Annotated in this window: 15 protein-coding genes; 10 read left to right on the forward strand and 5 right to left on the reverse strand. The window is 40.1% G+C overall.

The annotated features are described in order from the left end of the window. Window positions 1-159: 159 nt before the first annotated feature. The 3 genes from Q0X72_RS13960 (at window position 160) to Q0X72_RS09405 (ending at window position 2,196) form a co-directional block, all read left to right on the forward strand. On the forward strand, window positions 160-438 hold the full coding sequence (locus Q0X72_RS13960; RefSeq protein WP_367180444.1) for a GIY-YIG nuclease family protein: 279 nt from the start codon (window positions 160-162) through the stop codon (window positions 436-438). Window positions 439-865: 427 nt separating this feature from the next. After that, complete coding sequence (locus Q0X72_RS09400; protein ID WP_297764470.1) at window positions 866-1,402, forward strand: sigma-70 family RNA polymerase sigma factor; 537 nt, start codon at window positions 866-868, stop codon at window positions 1,400-1,402. Continuing rightward, window positions 1,402-2,196, forward strand: a complete 795-nt coding sequence (locus tag Q0X72_RS09405; RefSeq protein WP_297764472.1) for an anti-sigma factor — start codon at window positions 1,402-1,404, stop codon at window positions 2,194-2,196. The genes Q0X72_RS09400 and Q0X72_RS09405 overlap by 1 nt, the downstream gene beginning before the upstream one ends. Before the next feature lie 93 nt (window positions 2,197-2,289). Here Q0X72_RS09405 and Q0X72_RS09410 read toward each other — a convergent pair whose 3' ends face one another. From Q0X72_RS09410 to Q0X72_RS09425, 4 genes are all read right to left on the reverse strand, one after another. After that, window positions 2,290-4,515, reverse strand: coding sequence for a TonB-dependent receptor (locus Q0X72_RS09410; RefSeq protein WP_297764474.1), 2,226 nt, complete (start codon window positions 4,513-4,515; stop codon window positions 2,290-2,292). A 52-nt stretch (window positions 4,516-4,567) separates the two neighbouring features. Beyond that, complete coding sequence (locus Q0X72_RS09415; RefSeq protein ID WP_297764476.1) at window positions 4,568-5,845, reverse strand: hypothetical protein; 1,278 nt, start codon at window positions 5,843-5,845, stop codon at window positions 4,568-4,570. A gap of 94 nt (window positions 5,846-5,939) precedes the next feature. After that, the gene (locus Q0X72_RS09420) at window positions 5,940-6,716 is read right to left on the reverse strand and encodes a hypothetical protein (protein ID WP_297764478.1); all 777 of its coding nucleotides are present in this window, start codon (window positions 6,714-6,716) and stop codon (window positions 5,940-5,942) included. A gap of 21 nt (window positions 6,717-6,737) precedes the next feature. Then, window positions 6,738-7,430, reverse strand: coding sequence for a DUF4331 family protein (locus Q0X72_RS09425; protein ID WP_297764481.1), 693 nt, complete (start codon window positions 7,428-7,430; stop codon window positions 6,738-6,740). 512 nt (window positions 7,431-7,942) lie between these two features. On the opposite strand from Q0X72_RS09425, the gene Q0X72_RS09430 reads away from it, so the two are divergent. From Q0X72_RS09430 to Q0X72_RS09450, 5 genes are all read left to right on the forward strand, one after another. After that, on the forward strand, window positions 7,943-8,290 hold the full coding sequence (locus tag Q0X72_RS09430) for a hypothetical protein (RefSeq protein WP_297764483.1): 348 nt from the start codon (window positions 7,943-7,945) through the stop codon (window positions 8,288-8,290). Window positions 8,291-8,474: 184 nt separating this feature from the next. Beyond that, window positions 8,475-8,966: a nuclear transport factor 2 family protein gene (locus tag Q0X72_RS09435; protein ID WP_297764485.1), complete on the forward strand. Its 492-nt coding sequence runs from the start codon at window positions 8,475-8,477 to the stop codon at window positions 8,964-8,966. A 148-nt stretch (window positions 8,967-9,114) separates the two neighbouring features. Further along, complete coding sequence (locus Q0X72_RS09440; RefSeq protein ID WP_297764486.1) at window positions 9,115-9,492, forward strand: hypothetical protein; 378 nt, start codon at window positions 9,115-9,117, stop codon at window positions 9,490-9,492. Between the two features lie 35 nt (window positions 9,493-9,527). Next, entirely contained in the window at window positions 9,528-9,758 is a 231-nt protein-coding gene (locus Q0X72_RS09445; protein WP_297764488.1) for a DUF1059 domain-containing protein, read from the forward strand. A 164-nt stretch (window positions 9,759-9,922) separates the two neighbouring features. After that, entirely contained in the window at window positions 9,923-10,435 is a 513-nt protein-coding gene (locus Q0X72_RS09450) for a nuclear transport factor 2 family protein (RefSeq protein ID WP_297764490.1), read from the forward strand. A gap of 70 nt (window positions 10,436-10,505) precedes the next feature. Here the strand turns inward: Q0X72_RS09450 and Q0X72_RS09455 are convergent, their stop codons facing one another. Beyond that, window positions 10,506-13,772 carry a glycosyl hydrolase gene (locus Q0X72_RS09455; protein ID WP_297764492.1) on the reverse strand — a complete coding sequence of 1,089 codons (3,267 nt, stop codon included), beginning with the start codon at window positions 13,770-13,772 and terminating at the stop codon, window positions 10,506-10,508. A gap of 187 nt (window positions 13,773-13,959) precedes the next feature. Here Q0X72_RS09455 and Q0X72_RS09460 point away from each other — a divergent pair, with 187 nt between their 5' ends. Further along, window positions 13,960-14,541, forward strand: coding sequence for a DUF3575 domain-containing protein (locus tag Q0X72_RS09460; protein ID WP_297764493.1), 582 nt, complete (start codon window positions 13,960-13,962; stop codon window positions 14,539-14,541). Window positions 14,542-14,751: 210 nt separating this feature from the next. Then, on the forward strand, window positions 14,752-15,127 hold a 376-nt coding region (locus Q0X72_RS09465; protein WP_297764495.1), incomplete at its 3' end, for a hypothetical protein.

Below are 15,127 nucleotides of genomic sequence, written 5' to 3' on the forward strand. Positions count from 1 at the left end.
GCCCAAGAGGAGGAGCCATAAAGCAGAGACAAGCTCGCTTTATGGCTATGTAGTGAACGCCAGTTCTACTTCATAGCCATCTAAAATTAAAGCTCATGGAACATTCCATGAGCTTTTTTTGTTGCAAAAGTCTTTCGGAATCATGAGGTATATTGAAGAATGATATTACCATACTGCGTTTATGTCCTACAGAGTGAAAAAGACTTATTGCTTTATCACGGTTATACGACTAAGCTTGAGCAGAGACTAAAAAACCACAATGCCGGCAAGACAAAGAGTACCTCAAAACGCAGACCGCTTCGTCTGATTTTTTGTGAATATTACCTAAGCAAACAGGATGCACAACGCAGAGAAAAGTACTTTAAAACAAATCAGGGGAAAAGGATGCTTAAACTTATACTGAGGAATACGCTCAGAGTAATACAATACCCGAAATAATTCATAACTATCCACAAAGTGGGTGGCTTTTTTGTTTTCAAAACCTGGGCGAGAAGCCTGTGCCGCGATTTTCGCGGTAAGCCTGCCTGCCGAGAGGCAGGCCCAAGAGTAGGAGCTTCATACGCCACCATTCCGGTGGCGCTTTTTTATTAGTAAGCGGATGGAAATTCCCAAGCCGGTTTACCCGCTATGGGTAGGTAAGTAGGCCCAGTAGTTAGAGGAGGAAGAAAGACAAGCCATTTAAAAGATTGGTCTTTATATCTCACAGTTTAAAGAAGAAAGAACGACATCTTTTGTTCATTTGATGAACAAAAGATATATTTTTACATAATACGAAGGGAAAGTGATTGGCTTAAGATCATTCAACACAGTATAATCCCTGTTTTGCAGAGACTTATCTATTCTCTACTTTTATTAAAACACATGCATGAACCTTGATGAATTAGTAGGGCGTTTTCAGCGTAAGGACAAAGTGGCTTTTGAGCAATTGTACAATATGTACGCAGGAAATATTTGCGGAGTCATCAATGCAATAGTGCAAAACAGTGCCCTTTCTGAGGAGATCTGTCAGGATGTATTCATAAAGATCTGGAATAAGGCTGAAAGCTATAATAGTTCCAAAGGGAGATTTTTTACCTGGATCGTGAATATTGCAAGAAATGCCGCGATAGATGAATTGCGCTCAAAGTCCTATAAAAAGCAAAAACTGAACCTTTCAACAAGTTACTTCGTAGGTATTTTGGAGAACCCTCAGGAAAGCGAAGAAAATGGTATAAACATTGAACGCTTAGGGCTATTCATTAATAAATTAAAGCAAAAATGTATTGAATTGATCGATCTGCTTTATTTTAAGGGTTATACCCAAAAGGAAGTATCAGCAACACTGAATATTCCTGTAGGAACGGTTAAAACCAGAAATAGAAGTTGTATTTCCCAATTAAGGGAGAATATGAAAAATACATAATGGACATTAAGGCATACATAGAATCGGGCATTTTGGAGCTCTACGTTGCTGGTCAACTTTCTGAGCAAGAAAATCAGGAAGTGGCCAACTATGCTAATGAATATCCAGAAATCGAAGCTGAGATCATTGAGATTGAAAAAGCTCTAATGGGCTTATCAGCAGCTTTAGCACCAAAAAGTGTTCCTGCCTTCGATACTATTAATAGTAGGTTAGGAACAACACCAAAAACCAACATAATTCCGTTGGATAGTAAAAGGAAATTATGGACCCCCTATCTGGGTTGGGCAGCTTCCGCACTTTTGACCATTGGGTTGGCTTATTTATACAACCAAAATCAAGAACTTAGCACAGAGGTCCAAATTGCGGAAACTGAAATGCAGCAATTGGAACTCCAAATTTCTGAAGCAAACAATTCCTTGGAAAAATCCAACCAGCTTTTGTACGCAATACGCGACAAGAATATAACCGTGGTTCCTTTAGGGGGACAAAACGTTTCTCCAGGCTCATACGCTAAAGCTTACTGGAACAAAGAACAAAAGCAGCTATTAATTGATGCGCAAGGGTTACCCGAACCTGCTGATGGAATGGCCTATCAGGTGTGGTCATTGACCCTAGACCCTCTTACGCCAACCAGTGTGGGCTTGCTCGAAGATTTTATTGATGATGATAACAAGGTGTTTGCTTTTGAAAATGCTAACGAGTCCCAAGCCTTTGGTATTACCTTAGAACCTGCTGGTGGTAGTGACTTTCCTACCTTGGACCAGCTCTACGTGCTGGGAGTCGTTTCTTCCTGACCCATTGTTTTTATCTAAAATTAGTTTGAAAAACAATCTCAAGGTGTTTCTTATGTTTTGTTATAACTCTTAAATAGTGGAGAGCGTATTCCCCTAAAAGGTATATTGAATACTTCCTTTGATAAAGAAGGGACTTCCCGGTGTAAAATGTATTTCGTTTACCGGTTGGGGTTCATTGCGCAACTGCGAAACAGTTGCAAATTGTGTTTCATTCCATGCTGTATTGAAAAGATTTTGTACGGAAACACCCAAAACTAATCCTTTGCCCAATTTGTAATTTGCGTTCATATCTACCACAAAATATCCTTCGGCAACAATGGAGTTATCTTCATTGGCTGGTCTGTCATCCAGATATCTATAACGAATACCCCCGGTTAACCTATCCAGTCCATTGACTGTTATTCCTCCAGACACTGTATAATCTGGTGCGAGGGGAATAAAATTGTTCCCACTGGGCTCGTCAATACTCCGTGCTTTGGTGTAGGTCATATCGGAATTTAGATAAAGCCAGTTGTTGATTTGGTAGCGGAGCCCAAAATCTAAGCCGTAACGTTCAGTGCGCCCGCTTGGTTCAACAATCCCGGCATCACCCACATACACAAATTCCTGATCTAGGTGGAGATACCAAAGTGCTACATTGAGAAACCATTGTGAGCCGGGTTGAAATATAGCCCCAATATCCAATCCCAGGGCAGCAGGAATAACATCTTTTCCGCTTTGGACCACGGAAACCCTTGTGTCATTTGAATGAAATCCTATTCCGGATTTTAAAAAGAGTTGTAGATCCTCATTGTAATCAAAAAGTAGATTTAGTTTGGGGGAAAGCCTTGTTTTTTTGACTCCTTGGTTAAGGTAATTTTCCTGAAGAAGATCTATGTAACGAAATTCAAAATGATCTAATCGAACTCCGGGTACCAGCGTAAACTTGTTGAATTGGTATTTGGCTTCCAAAAAACTATAAAGATTGGTTTCTGTGACATCTCCTAACTGTATGTTCTCCAGCACAGTTTTTCGGTTGAGAGTCTTTGACAGTTCATTTCCCTCCACAAAATCGGTACGAAATCCGTTTCCGAATCGCAATACAAAATTGGTATTGCCAAATTCAACATTTCTTTTCAGTTCGGTGTTGAGTCCAAATAGGTTCCTGGATTCCTTTTGCTCAATTTGATCGCCATTTTCTTTATCCTCTAGAAAAAAAGTAAAATTGGAAAACAGGTTGAAATCAGACTTACTGAGATACGCATTTGCCTTAAAAAAGCTATCCTCGTCTAGCTGTTTTTGAAACTCAAAATTGATATTGACCCTCGATGTGGTCCCTCCTTCAGTATCATCAATGGCACCAAATCTACTTATGAGTCCGGCGTCAACTGCACGTTGTGGAATTTGCCCGGAAGCATCCCAGGTGCTTGTAAAAAAGGATGCGGCCATGGAAAAAGTGGTGTTGTCCTTAAAATGAGCCGTATATTTCCCAAATAGGTTGATACGCGAAAAATTCTGGCTACTTTCAAAAGGACCATCAGAACGTAGCAATTCTGCCGCAACGTAGGCATTTTCCTTTTGATCCGAAATTACATTGAACATCCCCAGGCTTCGGTTCCATCCAAAATCGCCAATTTCGAACTGCACCATATTCTTCTCCAACACACTCTTTGTATTGAAATCGACATAACCGGCTGTGGCAAAATTTCCTTTCCCAGTCTCGTAGGGTCCTTTGTCAAAATCTATATATTGAATGGTTTCAGGAATAACAAAATGAAGGTCGGAGTATCCTTGCCCATGCGCATGCGAGACCATATTTACAGGTATTCCATCTACTGCAAGGGCAATATCTGTTCCATGATCAATGTCGAATCCACGTAAAAATAATTGTTCTGCCTTACCACCTCCGGCATGCTGCCCAATAAATAATCCTGGTACTTTTTGAAGGATTTCTTGTGATGAACCAACGGGCTGCACCATTAAATCAATCTTACTGAGAACGGACAATGCATTGGTTTTAGGACTAATGATTACTTCTCCCAGTTCCAATGCAGTTTCCTGGAGGACAAGGATCAGGCTTTTTTCAAAATCTTGTTCACGTAAGGATACACTTATTTTTTTGAAGCCCAATGAACCAATCTTTAAACTATCTCCCTTATGTGTTTCCTTTATTTTGAACATACCCATTTCGCCGGTATGTGCATGTGACTCGGAGTTCATGTTGAAAACATAGGCTCCTTCAATGGGTCTGTTATACTCATCTAGTAATTTGCCATGGATTTCCTGGGCTGCCATTTTACCAATAAGCAAAAAGCAGCATAGAATGCAAAGATATCTCATCAATTAAGTAGTTTTTGTTTTACAATAGAATGGACCGAACAAGTTGCAGTGTTTAAAGGGCCTCAATCCTATCCTTAGACAATGGCCCCAACTCGTAGATGGCTCCTGCCAATTCTTCTTTCAGGACAGCAACCTGGTCAACCATGCCGAAGGCTTCATAGATTTCTGAAACTCGAAGAAGCACTGCTGGTTCAAAAGTTTGTCCCGTTACTTGTTCCTGGACTATTTTCAGGGCTTTTTCTTTATTTCCATTTTTTAGGTGGGCATAGGCCAACATACTAAAGGTTTCAGGGGTGGCTCTATTGTCAACTTCTTGCTGGGCAAGGTCCAGGGCCTTTTTGTAGGTTTTTGTTTGCTCAATGAAGAACTCTATGTTATAGGCATTGTACATTTGGCCATAGGATTCATTTTGCACCATTTTATAGTACCTATCCAAATTATGGGCAACGGCATAGTCATCATTCATAAATTGGGCAATTTCAGCTTTTAATACATAGTATTCTGGACTGATATGGTGTTCGTTCACCTTATTTAAAATGCGCAATGCTTCCTTCCCGTTTTTTTCAAAGGAGTATACAATCCATGCGATACCTTTTTTTACATATGCATTGCCTGGATCCAACTCCAGAGTTTTTATATAGTATTTGTAGGAATCTTCTATTCTTCCGGCATGACCATAATAATCTGCAATGTTAGAATAGGTCCAGATCATTAAGGATCTGTTTTTTGCTGATTCTGCTTTTTTGATCGCTTTTTCCATAAAAGAGATGGTAGTGTCCAAATGCCCTAAGTGGTCATTCCATTTTGCAACCCGTATCAGGTATCCAAAATCAGACATATTTTTTATACTATCCAGATATTTATTGGCTGTTTTATAATTTCCAAGCTCCATATGTACATCAAAAAGCAAGCTCTGTGATTCTTTTAGGCCACTTCCCAATTGCCTCGCAGATATGGCCATTTTAAGTGCATCTTTAAATCTGTGTTGGGCAATATAATTTCTGGCCAAAGCCCTGTAATACCCAGATTTATTGATAGCGGCAATTTCAACGGCCTTTGTCAATGCTTTTTCGGCATTCTTTAAAAATTTAATGTCTCCTGTATTTTGATAGTATCGGGTGTATTCGCTGGCCACACTGCCAAAACTTAGTAACTGGGTGCTATCTGACGTAATCTTAGAATTCCAAAGTTCAAAATACTTAGATGTGGTATTCGGTACTTCAGTAGTCAAATAGTTATTGTAGTCCTGAGGATTGGTAGCGAACTTTTGCTCTGTGGTTGAACATGAAATTACCATGAAAATTGTAGCTAAAACCAGGATCTGTCTCATTTTACTTTTCTTTAATAGTTTAAACATTTCATTTTTAAAAAAGGGAGAGAGTATTATAGATCTCTCCCCTTCTCCTCTTCATAGCCCCCGATTGTTATTCAGGATTGCCTACATATGGAAAATTCGCGAGGACTTCTCCTGTAAATCCAACTCCATCCGAAGTTAAGCGGGGTAAATCTGCAGTACCATCCATATTGGTGTCTTGTCCGCTAAATCGGTCACCTTCAGCTCCTCCAAAGAAAAGTATCAAGGAAACATCGATGATATCATCGGTAAGCTTTCTTCCTGTTAAGGCTACTTCATCTCCATCTGGCACTAATATGCGACCGTCATTGTCATTATCAGTTCCCGGATCAAAATACGTCGTGGGTAAATCTGGTGCCACTTCCAAAATATCTGCTGCTAAAACTGTGGTTAAAGTAGCGGCATCCAATCCTAAAATATTGGCTTCATAATTTACATCAGCGGGATCTAGACCCAATTTTGTGGCGTAGACATCGTGATATTGTTCTAATCTTGCCTGAAACCCTGCTTGAAAACTAGCTGCCATTTCAGATGGAATGGATAAGTTATGTGCATCTTTTACACTTGGTTCACCATCCATATCAAAACTCAAGGTAGTGTTGATTCCTGGGCGTCCCACAAAATCAACTTGTGCGTATGTTCCGCTAAATTCTGGATCCATGGACATGGTATCGCAGGGCGCACAAGTGCCTCCACAATCAACACCCGTCTCAGTGCCATTCATAATGCCATCTTCACAGCTAGCCTCTGGCATCATAGCCATCATGTCATCATCGTTATTGCATGAAGAAAAGGCGGCAATCAACACCAATGAAAAAATCAGGTATTTAAGTTTATTGTATTTCATTTTTATGTTTTTAAAAATTAATTATTGTTTTCTATTTGTTGTTACCCATGTATTGTACACTGTTAAACCCAAGGCATTCGTAGCTGTTGGCGTGCCCAATAAACTATTGGGAACTTCTACTACAAGAGACAAGGTGTTAGCTCCGTCAAAAGTGTCCTCTGCATCCTCAGGGGCAGAAAATCCACCGGGTGCCGAATCCATAGCAGGATTAATGACAGCATTAAACTGGAAAAAGTCGAAAAAGAAAGGATCTTGTCGCGGGCCGGCAAATAGTGAAACGCCATTTGAGGTACTTTCCACAATAGCCGATGCTGCGGAAATTTCAACGTCTCCCAGAGGGAAATCGGTAAGTACTTCACTATTTAAACCTGTTTGGCTCGGTGACGCCGGACCAAAAAAGTACATTCTTCCGTTACGCGGGATAGCTTGAATAACCATATCCTCCACTAAATCATCATCCAGGTCAATATTGATTTCGACAAGAACATCTTCATCAAACGTCCCATAAGCAAGATCGGGCAAGACATTAGATTGCACATCTACCACAAAAACTGTGTTGTTAGAACCTTCAGAGGGTTCAAAAGCAAAGAAATCTGCTATATCCGCCGTAGTACCACTAGACGAAGGAGCATCAATATGATCGGATGCGATAAGAATTAATCCGGTGATAACCAGAGTTCCAAGCCCAATCAAAAACTTTGTTGTTTTTTTCATTTTAAATTTGTTTTAGTTTTTATTATTTGACCTTACCTACGAAGTAAATTATGGGAGGTTCGGTTTAAGATGTTAAAATAATGTTAACAATATAGAAATGATTTTATACTCCTATTAGGACAAATGGCACTTATAAATAGACCGCAAGTTTTATATATGTATGTACCTGAGGATTCATCATGGTTATTGACAGAACTGAGGTTATTGCAAATATGAATGTACATTTTGCTTATGACGCCATCCCGGAATATTTAGTATTAGATACATGACTTTTATACGCCTTCTTTCAAAAAGTACTAGCAGAAAAAGTCAACTGGAAAAGTGGCTTTTTTATTTTCTACCGGCTCATAAGCCTTAGTTATGACGGTTGTGTTGAACAAAAAAGTGGTTTTTAGGCACTGTAGTTTCCCTAATAACATAATTCCGATCCTTTTTTTCCAAATCCATCTATATATCTTGGGAAATAATCTTTAACTTGGTATCTTAATCAACTAATCTAAAAACTATACACAATGAAGTTAATAACCAGCGAAATAAACCTTTATTGGGTTCACTTTCAATCAGGGGGGTCCGATCAGAGTAAAGTATACCCACGTGCCCTAGTAAAATGTTATCATGACGATGATTTTGTATTGCAGATAAACTTCTATCCTGACGGGAAAAGCGTGCCCGTAAATTCTTATGACAAAAGAAATAAATTGGTGTACTTACGCTATCCTTTGTCTATGTATCCCAATGTGATAGACCTTTTAAGGAATGAAAAACCTATTTATTTTAGTTATTCTGAAAGCTTAAAAATAGGCCATGTTAGAACTGGAAAAGAACCAATCGGCGAAGGGAATATAGACGCTGATTTTTAAGGCACTGACTTCTTAGGGTATTCCCAGGAATAATTATCTAAAATAAAAGAGTACACTCATACTTAGCCATCTACGAAAGTAGGTGGCTTTTTTCATCTTCCATATGTGTTTTGTACATTAAGACAGGATAATTACTTCATCAATAAAAGGGAACAAAGTACCGGATAAAGGGAAAAATAATAAAATGAGATATACACTTTTACTCCTGTTTGCTTTGGCGGCAAGTAGCACCTGGGCTCAGGTAGATCCAACTTCTGAACTTTTTATCACCTTACAAAAGGTAGACAGTACTTTATTTGAAAAGGGATTTAATCAATGTGATAGTTTGTCCCTTAAAAATTCGATCTCACGGGAGTTAAGATTCTATCATGATCAAAGTGGAATACAAGACAGAAAGCTCTTTTTTGAAAACGTTGAAAATTACATTTGCTCCAATCCTCAACAAAAGCCTATCAGAAGATTAGAACAAGGGAGTCTGGTTGTTTTTCCGCTTTATAATAATGGGATTCTTTATGGGGCCATTCAACACGGCGTGCATCATTTCTATATCATAGAAGAAGGGAATGAAGACAGATGGACGAGTACTGCCAAATTTACACACGTATGGATTTTAGAGCACGACACTTTTAAACTAAGAGAGGCATTGAGTTATGACCATCAGATACCTAGACCTTAGTTTTTCTTTTTACCATTGAAAACTAAATAATTAAGCTACTAATTTAGAGGAAGATTTCGTAATTTGACATTGGGTTCCGTCTAATTAGTAATGGGAGAGAAGTTTACAATCCTAAGTGGACTAAATTAGGACTGGCAAATTTATGGTTATGCAAATCAGATTCACTTTAGTAGTTGTTTTTTTGATCTGTATTGGCTGTAATAGAAATGCCGAAAAAGTTGCTGGAGATTTGGAAAGCACGACTTCCGAAGTAAAATTTGACAAAACAAAGTGGCTTACCAAAGAAGATTCTGACTACCCTTACAGAGAGCAAATGCTTCATGATATCGTTTATAACGATTCAATAAGAAAGCTCACGAAAGATGAATTATTAGTATTACTTGGGAAACCAGACCGCAGTAATGAAGGCCATCTGTATTACATGATATCCCAGAAAAAGCTTGGATTCTGGCCCATAAGAACTAAAACACTAGTAATTAAACTCACCGAGGAAAATACCATTGAATGGATCAAAATTCATGAATGACTTTTAGATTACGATAAACCTGAAAAAAGAAGCATATGAAAACAATGACTTGTAAAGACATGGGAGGGGCATGTGATCAAAAATTTCAAGCCAATTCATTTGAAGAAATTGCAGAAATGAGCAAGAAGCATGGGATGGAAATGTTTCAAAAAGGTGATAAAGCACATCTTAAAGCCATGCTAAAAATGCGTGAGCTGATGAAATCACCGGAAGATATGCAGGCGTGGTTCGATACTAAACGAAAGGAATTTGAAGCCCTGCCTTAAGGAAATAACAAATACCAAAACTCAACCGCCAATTACCACTATCTTTTTGGAGCCTGCTAAAAAAGGTTTATTGTCATTTTAATAAGCAGTTAATGTCAATTATATGCTACCTTTATAAGAGAGTATTAAATAATTAATCAATTGTAAACCAAATTTTAGGAAGTATGAAAAAAGTATTTATTTTTTTGGCGATAGCGGGGATCGCTTTTAGTTGCAAACAACAACAGCCTGCAGAAGAAATGGTCATGGAGGTTATTGCAGACCCTAACATGGAAACCTTCCAAAAGAATGTAGAAACAGTCAAAGCAACTATGGCTGCTTTTTGTGCCAAAGATTTTGACAAAATGAGCTCCTATTTGACCGATGATTTTATTTGGTCACCTCCCAGTGTAGGTCAGGACTCGCTTCCCAGAGCAGAGTATGAAAAAGCAATGAAAGGTTTTATGGAGGCCTATAATGACATTACACTAACAGAAGCTTTGTATTATGCAGGGCTCGATGAAGACCAGAAACCCAATGGAGATGTGCGTGTTTACGGATTATGGAAGTCTAAACATGCGTCTTCGGGTAAAGATTCTATGCTCAAATATTACGGAGTGATGTTCTTCAATGAGGAAGGCAAAATTGTCCATACTGCAGAGTGGTATGATACGGCAGATCTGATGAAAGAATTTTAAATTCTGATACATAGTTCCAAATAAAAAAAGAGCTGCCATTGGCAGCTCTTTTCCATTTATTTAAAGATTATTAATCTATTCCCTGCCCAATAATATAGGGTGCTCCCATAGCTTTTAATTCTTTTTCCAATTGCGGAATAGTAGTATTTGCCACAGTTCTTATCTCATTATAAAGTCCGTTTAACATGCTTTTGGCAATGTTCAGATTCTCTTTATGAAGAGGTGTAGGTCCGTATGTGGTAGACATGCCTCGTCTGGCCACACTTAGATGAGATCCTACACTTGGTTTGGTGCGTTCCCCGATCTCGTCTTTAGACTTATTACCTTCCAGGCGCTCTTCAAAATCGTAAAGACTTTGTTTTAAGGAATGCAATTTAGTATTCATGGAGCCCGGTGCAGCATTAGCCCTGGAGAGGGCAAGCTGCATGGCTTTTACCTTGTTCATACTTTCATCAAATGAAGTAGATACCTTTGTTAATTGGGTTTGTACCTCATTGTATTCATTGATATAGGCATTGTATTGGTCATAGGAGATCCCTTTTAAGGTACTTTCAAACAACGGTGTTACCTCAAAGCTTATAGGACCGTCTAGTTGAGTGACCACCCCATCCACTTCTTTGGAAAGGGTAGCGGTATAGGTACCTGGCATGGCCATAGGACCAGAATTCCACCAGGAGTTGCCACCACCACCAGATTGACCCGGTCTAATGGCCCTTGTACTTGGATGTCTCAGATCCCAGGCAACCCTGTTGAGACCTTTTTTTGTGCTTCCTTCCACATTACGAATCACGTTATTATTTGCATCCTTAATAGTGATCCAGATCGTAGGATCTTCTTGCCTACGCTCCTCTTCCAGCGCATCCCACCCAACAAAGGGAATGGAAGCATTTCGTTTCTCCAGTGCTTTTTCGTTTTCTTTTCTATCCTTGGATTTTGTGCTCATTTCATTGGCCAAAGAATAGGTAAAAAGGGCACCAAATTCCGGATTCTTTGCAAAATAGTAATCGGCCCCGGTGTTTCCTACTACATTTTTAGGAACATACCAGTCGGCTTCCCTCGTAGAATACAAACTGCCTTCTTTACTTAAAGTGGCCTCTGTCATCTCACGAAGCGCACTATAGTCATCCAGGACAAAAAAGCCACGGCCAAAGGAAGCTCCTACCAGATCGTTCTCCTCTTTCTGGATCACAAGGTCGCGGAATGAGATAGTTGGTGCTCCCGGAACCTTATGCCAGTTTACTCCTCCATTCATAGAAGTATAAATTCCTTTTTCAGTACCTGCAAATAGTAGATTCTTGTTAACATGGTCTTGTACAAGCCGCCAAATAATGGTATTCGCAGGAAGATCTCCCTTAATAGAGCGCCAGCTAACCCCTTTATCAGAACTTTTAAATACATAGGTAGAAAAATCGCCTTCTTTATGGTTATCCAATGCTACATAGACCGTATTTTCATCAAACAGATCGGCTTTAATGTCATTGACAAAAGAGCGCGATGGTAGCCCCATGCTAGAAACGGCGATCCTGCGCCAATTTCCACCATCATCACTACTTACCTGGATATATCCATCATCCGTTCCGGCATATAAAACACCTGCTTTTACGGGCGATTCTGAGAGAGAAGTAATAGTATTATAATTAGACATGGCACCCACATCCCAGGCGTTGTCCCAGCTTTGTTGTTTCCCCATGATCGGGAGAGTGATACGTTCCTCGTTTCGGGTAAGATCGCCCGAAATGGGTGACCAGCTATTACCTCTGTCTTCCGATTTCCATACCCTGTAAGAGGCAAAATATAATCTGGATGCTTTATGCGGACTTACTAATATGGGTGCATCCCAATTGTATCGTTCAAAGGGTTCTCCTGCTCTGGGTTGTGGTTGAATAAACACCTGATCACCGGTGTTTAGATCTACTCGGTGCAGACCCCCCTGTTGTGTTTCAGCATAGATGATATGGTTGTATTCAGGATCTGTAGCCGATTGATGCCCGTCTGCACCTAAGGTCTTATACCAATGTGCATTTCGAATTCCCTGGCGTTCATCGGTCCGCGAAGGACCTCCGGAAGATCCGTTGTCCTGGGTACCACCAAAGATGTGGTAAAATGGCTTTTGATTATTCACTGCTACCTTATAATATTGGGTAAGGGGTAGATTTTTAATATATCGCCATGTTTGGGCTAGGTCAAAACTCTCGTATATCCCTGCATCTGTGCCTACCAAAAGGTAGTCCGGATCATCTGCCCTGAAGGCAATTGAGTGGTTGTCAGAATGCTTGTCTTCTTCCTGTAGTTGCACAAAGGTCTTTCCTCCGTCATCCGAAGTAAGGATCCGAACATTCATCAGATATAAACGATCAAAGGCATGCGGACTGGCATATAGTTCCTGATAATAATGAGGTCCTGTACCCCCGGAAACTGTGTCCGACATTTTTTTCCAGGAAGAACCCCTGTCCTCTGAGCGGTAAACTGCACCTTTGGTTCTGTCTAATTCAATGGCTGCATACAGTACATCTGGTTGCTGTGGCGAAATGGCGATCCCAATTTTACCCATATTAGATTTGGGTAAGCCTGTACTTAGCTTTTCCCAGGTTTCACCTCCGTCTTCTGAACGGTGCAAACCAGAATCTGGTCCACCACCCATTAGGGCAGCTACCGTACGGTGTCTTTGCCAGGTGGCGGCATACAATCTATCCGGGTTTCTTGGGTCCATCATTATATCAGTAACGCCGGTCCATTCATTACCTTTTAAAACATTCTTCCAACTTTTTCCTCCATCAATGGATTTGAATAAGCCACGCTCTCCACCTTTATTCCAAAGTGGTCCCTGGGAGGCAACCCAGATAACATCAGGGTTCTCAGGATGAACTATGATCTCCGAGATGTGTTCGGAATTCTTTAAGCCCATATTTTCCCAGCTTTGACCTCCATCTTTACTTCTGTAAATACCATCGCCATAGGCTACGTGCCGTCCACCAACATTTTCACCGGTTCCAACCCAAATAGTAGAAGGGTTATTGGAATCTATGGTAAGGCAACCTATGGAATAAGAGACTTCCTTGTCGAATAAGGGGGTCCAGGTAGTACCGGAATTCTCAGTTTTCCATACTCCGCCAGAGCCTACAGCCACGTACCATGTGCTAGGATCATTTGGATGTATTGCGATATCTGCAATACGACCTGATAAGAACGCCGGACCAACATTTCGTAATTGAAGTCCGGCCAGGGAAAGTTTATCTTCCTTTGCGGTAGAAGTATTTGCAGCCCCTCTATTGCGTTGTGAAAAAGCAGTGGAGCCGATAAATAAAAATAAAAGGGTAAAAAGGAGTCCTTTTTTCATGGGTGTAGTGTTTGAGTTAAATTTTCAGGTTTTACAAAATACGACTTTTCTCCAAATTCTGAAGGTTCAAATAAAAGGTTGGGAATAGCAGGTGGTGGAATAAACCCTATTGTGTTCAATACATCGATATTGTGTTATGTTTTCAGTCGAATTCTATACATTTAATGTTTGAGAAACGGAACACGATATGAAAACAGTAAAAGGAAGTATGCTACTAGCAGGCGTGCTGTTGCTATGGCTGGGTAATCAATCACTACAAGGGCAAACAGAACTTAAATTCAATGCGGCCTCGGCCTTAATTCTTATTCCCAATGTTGGGATAGAGGTGCCAATTTCAAACCGATTCAGTTTCCAACTAGACTTGTCGGGTTCTTTCTGGGATTCCTTTGATGGCAAACCATTGCAGTTTACCCAGGCGTTCGGGGAGGTACGTTACTATGGCAAGGATGGGATAGAAGGTTTCTTTTTTGGGGGCAATGTGGGGTTTGGGATGTTTACACTTACCAAATATGGCTATGATGAGGATGTGTACCAATCTGGCCGTAATTATTACATAGGAGCAAGTATTGGCTATAAGAAGTCCCTTTCTGAAAGATGGGCCCTCGAACTCTTTGTAGGTGGCGGTACTTCTCAGGCTACTTACAGGGCCTACAGCCAGGAGACCCGTATGCGGGTAGATATTCCCCTGGATGAGGACCGCAATTTCAATAAAAGCGGGGAATGGATCCCGTATCGCGGTGGACTTATGTTGGTTTACAGGCTATTATAGTCCTACTTTGACTTGCTTTCCATATAAGGTGCTGTTTACTTATTTAAAGCATTTGGACATGGAAAATTAAGGAATTGGTCTTAATAACTTTTCTATTAATAGCATTTTAAAGTTTTGCAACGCACTAAAAATCAGTCAAATAATCGTCTGTTTTAGGATTCTCTAAAACTATTATTCGTATTTTTAAGAGATAACCAAAAACCAACTAACATGAAAAAAGTAGTAGTACTATCCATGGCGCTCTGTCTGAGTGCCTCAATGTTCAGTCAGCGTAATGACAATAGCGAGTATTGGAATACCTGGCAGTACAAGGCAAAGGAAGGCATGCAGCAAAAATTTGAGGAGGCTGCGGCCAAGAAAACCACCATGTTCAACACAACACCGGAAACGGCCATTGTTACCTATCGTTTTATTACAGGACCCAATGCAGGAAGCTATATGCGTATTGAAGCCCGTAAATCTCCCGCAGATTATGATAAAGACCGCTCTGCGGAAGGAAATTACTGGAGGGATAATGTAAGCAAATATGTTGCCAACGCTGGAGGACAGGTGAGATGGCAACTATTGAGTAATGGCAGCTTAAATT

The sequence above is a fragment of the uncultured Muriicola sp. genome (assembly GCF_947258935.1).
GTDB lineage: Bacteria > Bacteroidota > Bacteroidia > Flavobacteriales > Flavobacteriaceae > Muriicola.